This window comes from Microvirga sp. RSM25 (assembly GCF_044784385.1).
Lineage (GTDB): Bacteria > Pseudomonadota > Alphaproteobacteria > Rhizobiales > Beijerinckiaceae > Microvirga > Microvirga tunisiensis.
The window spans coordinates 1,282,017-1,294,555 of record NZ_CP173039.1 but is presented as its reverse complement, the minus strand read 5'-3'; the positions used below and the strand labels follow the sequence as shown (position 1 = coordinate 1,294,555).

Here is a 12,539-nt window from a genome sequence, read left to right as displayed (position 1 = left end):
GCTAACGCTCCTAGCCTGTCTGCCGAGGTACCTGCAGCTCAATTCGCTGACCCGTCTTGAATGCCTCTAAGGTCTTCTCAGCGATGTAGCTCGCCATGTAGCCATCCCACGACGACGATGCATCAGCATCGAGAGAACCGGAGTGAATCGCATTCACCCACGCCTGATCCTGCAAGCGGTAAGCATCAGCAAAACGAGGTATCCAATTCGCTGGAAAGGCCGCCCTATCTGATCCTTCGAAGAGGACGGACGTCAGGGCAGGCTGACCCATGCGAACCCCTCCCCGCTCGCACACCGCCTCTGCGTGGACATGGTAGCCGTAACCTGCATTCAAGAAGACCTCTGTCGAGACAAGCGCGCCGTTCTCAGCCTCCAAGGTAATGAGGAGTGGGTCGGCAGCAACATCAGGCCGGTCGCTGCCGCATGCCACAACAGTCACAGCCTTGAACTCCGTGCCGAGTAACCAGCGGCTGATGTCAATCTCATGCACAAATGAATTCGTGACTGCCATGTCGGGGGTAAACCAGTCCGGCGCTACCCGGTTACGATGCTGATTATGAAGAATGCGGACCTTGCCAAGAGTTCCCGCCTTCAGAGTGGCGTTCAGTTCTCTGTAGGTCGGGTCATACCGCCGCATATATCCGGTGTGAACGAGTTTCCGACCAGCCGTGCGCTCAGCATCAATGATGCGAAGACAATCTTCAGATGTCGCAGCGAGCGGTTTCTCGCACAGGACGGGCTTTCCGGCACGGATCGCCGCGAGAACAAAGTCGCCGTGCGTATGATCCGGCGAGGCAACGATGACAGCCTGAACTTCTGGACCGTTGATCAACTCGAGCGGATCAGTGCTAATCCGCGCGTCGGCTGCGGCTTCCCTGGCTCGGGCCGGATCCGTATCCGCCACGGCGACCAGATGTGCGCCGGATACATGGCTGCGGATAAGTCGGGCGTGATCCGCCCCCATCACGCCAGCACCAATGATTCCAACTCCTATGCTCAAATCACATCCTCCCACATACAGCTTGCCGGTTAGTGTCTATGGTTCAGGTCAACGGCGGACTTTCGTCAATTGCCCCATTCTGGAAAGGCCGAACCCGACTTCGACATTCGCTGCGCATTGACACGACATCCCGTTCCGACCTCAAGATGCCCTTACGTCACCCTGTTCATAGAACGAGCCTTCGTTCGACTGGCGGAAACGCGCGAACCGCGCTTAGCGACAGCTGCGTGAGGCACGGCGGTGATCCAATCTGCTGTGACTGTCCTGTTCGAGCCGCAGCCTCAATCGCCAGAAGAGCTCGAACGTCTGCTAGACCTTCCCGACCATCTGCGTCAGGCGATCTGCCCTGAAGAATGCAATCAGAAAAGTAAGCGACTTGACCACTGAAGTGATCGACTTGAGGGAAGGATCTCTCCGTAACCTGACCGTCCCGGGTCAGCCTCAAGCGTGTCGCAGTTTCGAATCTGAAACCAGGCGACATTTCAAGTTCTCCTTTGGAACCGATGACGCGGTACATATCGAGCGGGGCCGCGCCGAAACTTGCAACAAAAGTAGCGATGCGGTCGCCAGGGAACTTGAGCGTGGCGCAGATCGCCTCTTCCACCTCGGCAAACCGCGGATCATTGTGACCGTGCCCCCCGATGGCGACCACTTCATAAGGTTCGCTGCTGAAGACATGGCGAGCGGCATTGAGGCAGTAGACGCCAATGTCCTGCAAAGGGCCTCCCCAATGTTCGCCTTTCAAGCGATGGTTCGACTCGGCCGATTGGAAGCTGAACACCGAGATGAACACCCTCGGGTCACCGATGTCACCACGGCGGATCGTATCCAAGGCTTCAACGGTCCCCGGCTCGTAATGCAGACGGTACGCCGTCATCAGTTTGGCACCCGACCGATCGGCGGCAGCGATCATGGCTTCGCACTCCGCGACCGATGTTGCCAAGGGCTTTTCAACCAGTACATGAACGCCTGCATTGGCGGCTCTGATCGCAAAGTCAGCATGCAGCGAGTTCGGAAGCGCAATATAGACAGCATCCACTACGCCTGAGCCAAGCATCTCCTCGTATTGTTCGTAGCCAAAGACGTGCTCAATGCCATAGAAGTCAGCCAACTTGAGCGCATTGGCTCTGTTTCCCGTCACAATAGCCGTTATGACCGAGTTTTCGGTTTGGTCGACACTGGGCATGAAGGCTTCTTGTGAGATCCAGCCTGCTCCAACGACGGCATAGCGAACCTTTTTCAATGCTCCCTCCCTATAGGGCAACACGGGTGGCGTGTGCTTTGACTGAGGCCGAGATCGCTTCGCCGCGAGAGCAATCAGATACCGATGCCAATCCTCGATGACGGGCCGCTCGCCCCTAATGGCACAACTTGCTTGACGTTCGAGGTTCATCGCCTTTGGCCGATGCAATATTTATTGCAGTAAGCACCAGATCGTCAACTTTTATTCCAACGATTTTGAGCGACGAGGATCACGTGTGCCCTGGATCCTCGGCTTCAAATACAGTCTCTCCCCGATTAGAGTTCCAGCGGTGCAGGTACGCTGACTCCCTGAGAACTGACGTGGATAGCTGGAAGTACCTAAACTGCCTACGGTTTGGCATCAATGACGCGCCGGTTTTCGATTACGGATCTGACATTCCGTGGAAAACCGTTGCCAATTCGGGTGCGGATTCCTTCAACACCGTACTTCGTCAGTGAGTGTCGGTTAGGACCAGCCTCCATCAACGACGTAGTGCTGATTAGTGCAGGCCGAAGCTTCCTCGGATGCAAGAAAGACGGTGAACCGCGCAATCTCCTCAGGCATAAGCTTCCGCTTCAGGCACTGACGCTGCATCAGATCTCGTTCAGCCTCCGGGGTGAGCCACTTCTCCAGCTGGCGTTGGGTCATGATCCAACCAGGCGCAATCGCGTTGACCCGAATATTGTATTGGCCGTAGTCACGTGCGAGAGATCGTGTCAGCCCGAGAATAGCCGACTTTGCCGCCGTGTAGGCTGCCATGCCCCCTTGACCGATCATCCACGAAAATGATCCGAAGTTGATGATCACGCCAGCATTCGCGGCCTGCATGTCAGGCAGCACCGTTTGCGCGGCAAAGAACTGGTGCTTAAGGTTTACTGCAAAGCGGTCGTCCCAGTATTCTGGCGTTACGTCCGGCGTGGGATGCCGCTCATCATGAGCAGCGTTGTTGATTAAAATCTCGACTGGCCCGAGACTTTCTCGAATTTGCGCAATTGCAGACCTTAAGGCGCCGATATCAGTGAGATCCGCTTGTTCAAACCGTACGCTGAGACCGCGCTCCGATAATTCTCCAGCAAGTTTCACGGACGGTTCGGTCGCGATATCAATGAACGCAACCTTGCACCCTTGCCTGGCAAAGCTTCGAACGATCGCTTCGCCAATGCCTGATCCACCACCGGTGACCAGCACAACCTTGTTTTTCAGATCACTGTAGGTCGCGACCATGTTGTTATCCCTCTCGGATCAATTCCTGTGATCAATCTATTGTCTGCCTGAATGGCATGGCAATGTAACTGACGTGCCCGACACCCGAGCTTCCCTCATCAAATTCAGCGGATAGGTTGCTATGTCAGAATTCCTCATCAACAACCCGTTCATAGATCTGTTGGGTGTTCAGCTTGAACACTGGGAAGACGGTTATGTTCGCACCCACCTTGACCTCCGGCCGGATCATCAAAATCGTTCAGGTGTGGTCCATGGCGGCATCCTGACAACGCTTCTCGATCACGTTGGCAGCTTTTCTGGATTGTACTGTACCACCCCCGCTCACGCACGCTTCTGCGTCACTCTCTCCCTCACAAGCAACTTCGTGGGTCAATCGAAAAGCGGGAGTATCGTGGCTGTCGGCCGGCGGACCGCGGGAGGGCGTAATATCTACTTTGCCCAATCCGAGATCGTGGACCTCAGCGGCTCAGTGCTTGCGACAGGCACAAGCGTTCATCGCTATCGCAGGGGAAGCGAGAATCCTCAAGGTGTCCCGTTCACCCCCTCGGATCTCCATCCCTCTTCGTGAACCACGCATGGTGCTATCCGGGCTGGCTGAATCTCATACCGGAGCACAGTTGGAGGGCATGCTCCCCTTCGGATCGCATGCCCTCGTTGCCGCTCAACCGACTTGATCGCAAGCCGGTCTCATCCCACCTAGCTGCCCGATCCCACGCAGCTTGCAGCGTTCTGTGTCGTGCAGACATCCAGACCGGTATAGGTTGGGTCCTTCGGACCGGGTTTCCCGTCCTTCATGTCCTTTAGGAACATCATGGTCTTGTACCCCATTTCGAAGGGACGCTGTCCGACCTGTCCCTTGGACAGGCCGGCTTTCAGAAGGTCCATCTGGGCAGGCAAGGTATCCGCAACCACGAGGGCCAGGGACCCGTCGTCAAGGCGGGCCTTATACTTCTCCGCGACCTTCCGGTAAGCCTGCGGGATGAACTGCGGGAAGCCACCCGTAGGAATGAAGGCATCCAGCTTCGGGTTCTTACCGAGTGTGTCCTCCATCTGCTGGACAGAGAGCGGGAAGTCATCGTTAGTGTAGAGCGGGCAACCGGCCACCTCGGTCCAGCCATTCTGACCGCTCAGCTTTGTCCCAGGAGGAGAGGCCGATTTCGAACCGGCCAAGGTATCGCGAATACCTTGCATGCGCTCATTGTGGTTCGCGGCGGCAGCGCCACCCGATTGGATGCACAGGGACCCGCCCTTTGGCTTAATCTGCTGCGCGAGCTTCGCAAGGTTGACGCCGATGTCGTAGTTGTAAGTGCCGACATAGGCAACGCGAAGGCCTTTATCCTTGTCAAGCAGATCGGAGTCCCAGGTCAGAACGGGAATGCCGGCCTTCTTCGCGGCCTCCAACGCCTTTCCGACGGCCGCGGCATTGGCTGGTGAGACAGCAATACCGTCAACCTTCTTGGTAATGAGATCATTGATCACTTGGACCTGCTCCTCACCGCCCCCGTGCTCACCGGGGCCGATATAAAGGCATTCGATCGCACCGTTAAGTTCCTTTTCCGCCTTCTTGCAGCCATCGCGGGCTTGGTCAAAGAACGGGTTGTTCATGTTCTTTGGAACCAGAGCAAAGGTATATTTCTTGCTCTGGGCTTGGGCCCCAGCGGCCGTTGCAAACAATGCTATGGCGGCGACACTAAATGCTAGAACTCTCATTGGGTTTCCTCCCTGTGATGTCCGGCTTCCCTCAAGCCGAACGCTTGCCGCGGATCCGCTGCAGCAGAACCGCTAACACGATGAACAGGCCGACGAAGGCGCCTTGCCAATTGGCGTCAACGCCAGCCATGAGAAGCGAATTTCGAATGACTTCGATCAGGGCCGCGCCGATGACCGCTCCGTAAGCGCCGCCCTGACCACCCATCAGGTCGGCGCCGCCGATGACGGTCGAGGCAATGACGCGCAGCTCGTAGCCTTGGCCCAAAGCATTGATGGCTGATCCTTGCCAACCGACGATGAGCACAGATGCCAGAGCAGCAGTCAGGCCCGAGACGATGTACGTCTGGAGCTTGATCCGGCGGGTCGGGACGCCCGTGAGGCGAGCAGCATTTTCATTGCTGCCGATGGCGTACAGGTAGTTGCCCCAGCTGGTGAAATTCAGAACGAAGCCAAAAACCAGGGCGAGGATCAGCAGGACCCACACCGGGTTCGCCACGCCGAAGATAGCTCCGCCGCCAATCGCGTTGAATGTCTCGCCATAGGGACCAAATTCGTAGATCATTCGATTCTCAGACAAGACGATTGCCAGCGAGCGGGCGATGGACAGCATTCCGAGGGTCACAACGAAGGCTGGCAGACCGACATAGGCCACGAGGAAACCGTTCACGGCTCCCGCAAGAGCACCTGCCGCCAATCCGGCTAAGGCAGCAACTCCCCAGTGGCCTTCAGCTTGAAGGACAAGGCCGCAAACAACCCCGACCAGACCCATGATCGAACCGACCGACAGGTCTATGCCGCCGGTGAGAATGACAGCCGTCATTCCAATGGCCATAATGCCGACGAAGGCAAAGTTGCGCGTAATGTTGTAGAAGTTATCCGCAGAGGCAAATGCGTCTGGTTGATACCATGTCATCACGGCGCACATGGCAATCAGGGCGATGGTGACCCAGAATGGCTGGGTTGAGAAGAGCCTTTGCAGGAGGCTGCGCCCCTTGAGCCCTGTAATATCTTCGATCGCGACGCTGCTCTGTGTGGCGGGGATTGGTGTCGTCGACATGAAATGCTCCTGTGCGATCATCAGGCAACGTGGATCGCGCCGGTGATGAGGCCGGTCACTTCTTCGGGCGAACTGGACGCTATGGCTTTGTCCGCGACCTTTCGGCCGCGTCGCATCACAACGACGCGATCGCAGACGGAGAACACATCCGGCATACGGTGGCTAATCAGCACAACGGCGATCCCCTGATCCTTGAGGCGGCGAATGAGATCCAGCACCTCAGCGACCTGCCGCACACTGATGGCAGCTGTTGGCTCGTCCATGAGAACGATCTTGGCATCAGCGAGGCGGGTTCGAGCAATTGCGACCGCCTGGCGCTGACCGCCAGACATTTGTTTCACAAGATCACGAGGCCGGGTCTCCGACTTGAGTTCCTTGAACAACTCAGCTGCCTTGGCGTACATGGCAGGGTAATTCAGGATCTTGAGCGGACCGATCTGGCGCTTGAGCTCGCGGCCAAGAAAAACGTTCGCCGCTGCCGTGAGATTGTCGCACAGGGCAAGGTCTTGATAGACAACCTCGATCCCGGCGGCCCGAGCGTCAACCGGCTTGTGAAAATGCTGCACCTGGCCATTGAGCCGGATTTCACCCTCTGACGGGCGGAAGTTGCCGGCAATGATCCGGACGAGGGTCGACTTGCCGGCTCCATTGTCCCCCATTAGACCTACGGCCTCACCAGGCTCAATTGCAAGGTCCATCCCTTTCAGGGCCTCGATCGCACCGAAATGCTTAGCAATTCCGTGAAGCTCCAAGAGCGGCATTTTTGGGTCTCCTCATCCTTTGAAGGGTGGGCCTTTGGCACAGCCATGCACACTGGTTCAGGTGGCCCGCGGGGCTCTCTCCCGTTGATGCAATCGCCAGCTTGAAGTGGAGGCGAAGGATCAAGGTGGGCATCGAAAACCTGGCGACAGCACAACCTGTCCGCGTCGATGCTCTGGCTCTCACGTTCTTAGTCCGCAGGGACCAACCGATAGCCCGCATGGGCGCGACGGCAGCTTGGCTAATGAAGAGCCAAGTTTCGGAGGCCACGTGCCGAGTCGGGCAAGCGCTCTGAGTAAGGGATCTGCTGCGTCGTCTGCACCATTCATTCCTCCCATTACTGCCATTTTTCTTGGCCTATTTGAGCAGAGCCTACAAGTATCCTTGCGACATGTCAAACCATGCAACAAAACTTGCGAGACATTTTTTTTGGAAATCTGCTTGTAGAACCCGGGCGAGAGCGGCGTATTAGGCGGAGGCCTAGAGACTGGTTGGCTGCCCCTGTGCGTTCTGTCCCACCGCTTCCAGGTATGGCCCGGGAATATTGTGCGGATAAGGCCTTTCCTAAGAAAAAGGCGAGGATTGCTCCCCGCCCTGCCCTATCCATTGGTTCTGGTGCCGAGATCACCGCTAGTACGGAGACTCCGGAAAGTAATATTGCTTCGCGTTCTCCTTTGTGATCAGGGGGCTTCCCAAAACCCAACGACCACTGACGGGTGCACCAACTGCGAACTTCATGGCGACAGCCCCGATAGCCGGAATGATCAGAGTCGGCGGATAGAAGATGTCGGCGTCAATCAGACTGTCACCGTCCATGATCCGCTTGATGACCTTGTTCATGCCAGATCCGCCGAGAACAGTCATACCCTTCGCACGCCCGGCTTGATTGATGGCTTCGACTGCGCCGAGTGCGGCGTCGTCGTCGCCAGCCCAAACTGCGTCGATCTGGGGGAACCGCTGCAGGTAATCCTGCATGACTTCAAAGCCCTTATCTGGATTCCAGTTCGCATACTGCATATCGAGAACTTGGATGCTTGTCCCTTCCAGGGCCTTCTTGAAGGCATCGATCCGAATGTTGTCGATGGCGGTGGGAATTCCACGCATGACGACGATCTTACCTTTGCCGTCCAACTTCTTCTTGAAGTAGTCGGCTGCAATGCGACCGTATTCCGGATTGTTGCCCCCGACATAGAGGTCCTCAATGCCCTCCTCCGACAGGCCGCGGTCGACAGTCGCCACGAAGACGCCCTGCTTCTTCGCCTCTTTGACCGGCTCTGTCAGCGGATCGGACTCAAAGGGAAGAACCACGAGAGCGTTGATCTTTTGAACCGCAACGAGATCTTCGATATCGTTCACCTGCTTCGTCGCGCTGTCAGCCGTTGTAATCACGAACTCGAGATCGGGATAGGCCTTCTTCAGAGCGTCGACTGTGCGTTTGGTGTGGTAGTTCAGGCCGCCAGTCCACCCATGCGTTGCGGCCGGAATAGAGACTCCGATCTTAGCCTTCTCCGCCATGGCTGAGGGCGATGTGGTCAACACACCCGCGAGAGTGATTGCGCCAATGCTTAAAAGTGAACGTAGGTTCTTCAACATGCCTTCCTCCCTTGCTGCAAACTGGTACGCTTGGTTATCGAGTCGCCCGTCCCTTCTGCATGAGGACGGCCAGAATGATGATCGCGCCTTGGATTGAGCCATTCAGATGCGGGCTGAACCATGACGTGAGGTTAAGGACGTTTTGGATCAGGCCGAGGATGAGGACGCCGACGATCGTCCCCCAGATTCTTCCATAGCCCCCGGACAACACAGTGCCGCCAATAATCACGGCCGCGATGGCCTCCAGTTCCCAGAGGACGCCCGTGGACGGCGTGGCAGCCCCGAGGCGCGGCACATAGATCAGAGTCGCCACAGCCACGCACAAGCCCTGGAGAATGTATGTTGCAATCCGGACCCGGTTCACATTGATGGCTGAATACCTGGCAACATCAGCGTTCGAGCCAACTGCGGCACAGTGCCGACCGAAGCGGGTTCGCCACAGCACAAACTCACCGATGGCCGCCAGCACCGCCAATGCGATGATCGGATAGGCGATTCCCAACAAAGTTCCGTAGTAGATCGGCCTTGCTGTCGAGCGAAGGCCAGATTCTAGTGAAATCGAGCCTCCATTCGAGAGATATGTCAGCAGTGAGCGGAAGATCCCCATTGTCCCAAGGGTGACAATGAAGGCCTCAATGCGCCACCGGGTGATCAAAAGACCATTGACGAGGCCCGCCATCGTCCCAAGGACCAGCGCGAACGCGATGCCGGTTAAGACGGTTGCCCAACCTGTGCCAAGGGTCGCCGCAGCAAAGTTCATGAACATGATCATGAGACCCGCCACGAGGGCAGACATTGCGCCGACGGACAGATCGAGGCCGCCTGCGGTGATCACGAATGTCGTCCCAATTGCGATGATGCCGATGAGCGCGCTTCGGGTGAGGACGTTGCTGAGATTGGCTGAACTGAGAAACGACTCGTTGATGAGCCCTCCGATGATCAACAAAACAACGAGCGCAATCAGAGGCCCAAACGCAGTCAAGTGATCGCCGATCCGGTACCGGCCTCGCGCTGCGGGCAGCTTGTTTGGAACTGCAATCGTATCAGACATGGATGGGTGCCTCCTTTAGGCCCACGGCATACCGGACGATTTCGTCCTCGGTCATTGTGTCACCGGAAACGTCGCCGACGATGCGGCCCTGACGCATGATCATCACGCGGTGGCTCAGACCGATGACTTCCTGCATCTCGGATGAGATGACCACGCAGGCCTTTCCGGCTGCGGCAAGCGCTTGTATCAGGCGGTAGATCTGCTGCTTGGTCCCGATGTCGATGCCGCGGGTCGGCTCATCGAAGACGATCACGTCTGGCCCGGCGAGAAGCGTCTTTGCGATCAGGAGCTTCTGTTGGTTGCCGCCGCTGAGCGTGCCGACGCGCGCTGACGGCCTCGGTGCCTTGATTTCATACGTCGTGATTGCATCGGCCAACGCCGCCCGCTCGGCTTTGAGGTCGATGATCGTGTCTCCCGCCAGGGCTCCCTTGAGAAGAGTAAGGTTTTCGCCCAGCGGCTTTTCCAGCAGTAGCCCACGGCCTTTCCGGTCCTCGGTCAGGTAGGCCATTCCCATCTGGTAGGCCTCTCGAGGTCCCGGAAGATGGCGTTCCTTCCCCTTGAAAAAGAACGACTTGCAGTGAGCCGGCCTGAGCCCGAAAAGCCCCTCGAACAGTTCCGTGCGACCTGATCCAACCAGACCTGAAAATCCGAGGATCTCACCCAGTTTCAATTCGAAGCTTGCACCCTCGACAAATCCAGGGACGTCGAGGTCGCGCACGGCCAGAACCGTTGTTTGTCCGGCGGTCGTGTGCTTGGGCGGGTAGAGGTCCGACAAGGGCCGCCCGACCATCAGGCTGGCCATCTCGTCCTCGGTGAGCGAACTTGTCGGAGCGACTCTGACGATCCGGCCATCGCGGAGGATCGCTGTCTGGTCCGCAAGCTGCTTGACTTCGTCGAGCTTATGCGACGTGAAAACGACGGACCCTCCGTCCTTTCTGAACCGATCCACTCGCTCAAACAACCTGTCCGCCTCGTGATGGCCGAGAACTGCGGTCGGCTCATCCATGATCAACAGGCGAGGACGCCGGGACAGAGCCTTGGCGATTTCGATCATCTGCCAGTCCGACACAGTGAGTTTAGACAGCAGTGTGCGCGGATGGATATTGGAACCGAGTTCCTCCAGCAACGCGGACGCGCGCTTTTCCATCGTGGCATAGTCGAGGGCGTGGCCCCGGGTCGGCTCGTAGCCAAGAAAGATGTTCTCGGCGACAGTCAGATGCGGGATGAGGCAGAACTCCTGATGTACGAGGACGATTCCGGCGGCCTCCGCATCGACATTGGACCGGAAGAAGACGTCCGTTCCGTCAACGAGCAGGTGCCCGGACGACGGCTGCTCGTAGCCCGCAATAATCTTCATGAGCGTCGATTTGCCGGCACCGTTTTCGCCAACCAGCGCGGTCACCTCACCGGGTGACACGGACAAATCGACCTCCTTAAGGACCTCGACCGGCCCGAAGCTTTTACGAACGCCGTTTGTGCGGAGCAGCGTCATGTCGTGTCGCCCCGCCTGTGCGGCGGGCAGCGCCGACGCCGGTATCGGTCGCACGTTCCGATGCGGGATTGCCGTTGGAGGCATGTAGTTGCCCTCGCCATTAAACAGTTGATCAGGCAAGAGAGAGGGCTAGTGGATGGGCTGTACATGCGGACGGATTGGTGCCCTGCTTCATCGGCGTGTCCTCCCTGAGTGGATGCTCATGATCCGCCTTGGTGTCTTGTTAGCAACATTTGTTGCATTTATATTATTTACGCAATAAAATTTGCAGATGTCAATTGCGGCGTCGGCGAAACTCTCCTTGTCCGCGCTGGCTCGACTCTTTGCCGCACCACTTCGTATCAAGGGTGGTCCAGTCCGAGCCGGCGCGTCCCCGCTCCTGTTCTCAAACGGTCACGGCACGACCAGTCAGCGCGGATTCCAAGGCGCAATCCGCAAGCCGCAGGGCTTGGCGGCCATCAAACGGCGTGACCGGCATAGGCGAGCCAGACTCGACCGCGGCAATGAACGCGTTCAGTTCGTTCCGGTACGCATCAGCATAGCGTTCTAAGAAAAAGTTCAGGAGTGGATCGCCAGCCTCTGTTTCATCTCGCGTCCAGCGGCGGACCGTCGTTTGCCGCAGGTTCTCGTTCTGCAGCATCCCTGCCGATCCAAGGATTTCGAAGCGTTGGTCGTACCCGTATACCGCCTCTCGGCAGCAGTTGATATGACATTGGCGCCCCGTTGCCGTCCGCATCTGCACCATCACGGTGTCAAAGTCGTCAAAGTCCGTCAGGGTCGGGTCCACCAAGCGGCTTGCGGTCGCCATCAACTCGACAGGATCTTCGCCCAGCAGCCAGCGCGCCATGTCGAAATCATGGATGACCATGTCACGGAAGATACCTCCGGAATGCTTCAGATACTCGCGCGACGGCAATCCGGGATCACGGCTTGTGATGATCACCTGTCGGACATCACCAATAGAGCCTGCATCGATGGACCGGCGAAGCTGCTGCGCGCTCGGATCGAAGCGCCGATTGAAAGCCAGCATGACACGGCCATTAAGGCGCTCGATCTCATGCAGCGCGGCATCGGCTTTGGTAATGTCAAGATCGATCGGCTTTTCACACAGCACAGCCTTTCCTGAGGCGACGGCGTGCAGCATTAGGCTTACGTGTGTGTCAGTCGGCGTGCCGATTACGACCGCGTCGACGTCATCACGTTCGATGAGAGAAGTAGGCTCCAGTGAGGACTCGCACGAGAGCTGATCCGCCAGTGAAGCTGCCGCGTTCCCGAAAGGGTCTGCCACAGCAATCAGCTTGGCGTTTGGGTTGGCCGCAACATTGGCCGCATGAATTTTGCCGATCCGTCCGGCACCGAGCACTGCAACGCGCAACATCAGTAAGGCTCCAGTCTGTATAGTAACCTAGT

General features: G+C 57.5%; 11 protein-coding genes. 1 reads left to right on the top strand and 10 read right to left on the bottom strand.

The window, feature by feature from the left end:
- Positions 1-10: 10 nt before the first annotated feature.
- The 3 genes from ACD578_RS06280 to ACD578_RS06270 all read right to left on the bottom strand — a co-directional run bounded on the left by ACD578_RS06280 (position 11) and on the right by ACD578_RS06270 (position 3,467).
- Positions 11-1,000: a Gfo/Idh/MocA family protein gene (locus ACD578_RS06280; protein WP_404291852.1), complete on the bottom strand. Its 990-nt coding sequence runs from the start codon at positions 998-1,000 to the stop codon at positions 11-13.
- A gap of 166 nt (positions 1,001-1,166) precedes the next feature.
- Positions 1,167-2,243: a Gfo/Idh/MocA family protein gene (locus ACD578_RS06275; protein ID WP_404291851.1), complete on the bottom strand. Its 1,077-nt coding sequence runs from the start codon at positions 2,241-2,243 to the stop codon at positions 1,167-1,169.
- A gap of 465 nt (positions 2,244-2,708) precedes the next feature.
- Entirely contained in the window at positions 2,709-3,467 is a 759-nt protein-coding gene (locus ACD578_RS06270) for an SDR family NAD(P)-dependent oxidoreductase (protein ID WP_404291849.1), read from the bottom strand.
- Positions 3,468-3,588: 121 nt separating this feature from the next.
- On the opposite strand from ACD578_RS06270, the gene ACD578_RS06265 reads away from it, so the two are divergent.
- Positions 3,589-4,035, top strand: a complete 447-nt coding sequence (locus tag ACD578_RS06265) for a PaaI family thioesterase (protein ID WP_404291848.1) — start codon at positions 3,589-3,591, stop codon at positions 4,033-4,035.
- 128 nt (positions 4,036-4,163) lie between these two features.
- Here ACD578_RS06265 and ACD578_RS06260 read toward each other — a convergent pair whose 3' ends face one another.
- The 7 genes from ACD578_RS06260 to iolG form a co-directional block, all read right to left on the bottom strand.
- The gene (locus ACD578_RS06260; protein WP_404291847.1) at positions 4,164-5,177 is read right to left on the bottom strand and encodes a sugar-binding protein; all 1,014 of its coding nucleotides are present in this window, start codon (positions 5,175-5,177) and stop codon (positions 4,164-4,166) included.
- Positions 5,178-5,208: 31 nt separating this feature from the next.
- Positions 5,209-6,255 carry an ABC transporter permease gene (locus tag ACD578_RS06255; protein ID WP_404291846.1) on the bottom strand — a complete coding sequence of 349 codons (1,047 nt, stop codon included), beginning with the start codon at positions 6,253-6,255 and terminating at the stop codon, positions 5,209-5,211.
- Positions 6,255-6,995 carry an ATP-binding cassette domain-containing protein gene (locus tag ACD578_RS06250; RefSeq protein ID WP_404291845.1) on the bottom strand — a complete coding sequence of 247 codons (741 nt, stop codon included), beginning with the start codon at positions 6,993-6,995 and terminating at the stop codon, positions 6,255-6,257. The genes ACD578_RS06255 and ACD578_RS06250 overlap by 1 nt, the downstream gene beginning before the upstream one ends.
- Before the next feature lie 628 nt (positions 6,996-7,623).
- A complete protein-coding gene (locus ACD578_RS06245) occupies positions 7,624-8,688 on the bottom strand; it encodes a substrate-binding domain-containing protein (protein ID WP_404291843.1) in 1,065 nt (354 codons plus the stop codon).
- The gene (locus ACD578_RS06240; RefSeq protein ID WP_404291841.1) at positions 8,621-9,637 is read right to left on the bottom strand and encodes an ABC transporter permease; all 1,017 of its coding nucleotides are present in this window, start codon (positions 9,635-9,637) and stop codon (positions 8,621-8,623) included. Before ACD578_RS06240 ends, ACD578_RS06245 begins: the two co-directional genes overlap by 68 nt.
- Entirely contained in the window at positions 9,630-11,129 is a 1,500-nt protein-coding gene (locus ACD578_RS06235; protein WP_404291839.1) for a sugar ABC transporter ATP-binding protein, read from the bottom strand. Before ACD578_RS06235 ends, ACD578_RS06240 begins: the two co-directional genes overlap by 8 nt.
- 385 nt (positions 11,130-11,514) lie before the next feature.
- A complete protein-coding gene (gene iolG / locus ACD578_RS06230) occupies positions 11,515-12,507 on the bottom strand; it encodes an inositol 2-dehydrogenase (protein WP_404291837.1) in 993 nt (330 codons plus the stop codon).
- Between the last annotated feature and the right edge of the window lie 32 nt (positions 12,508-12,539).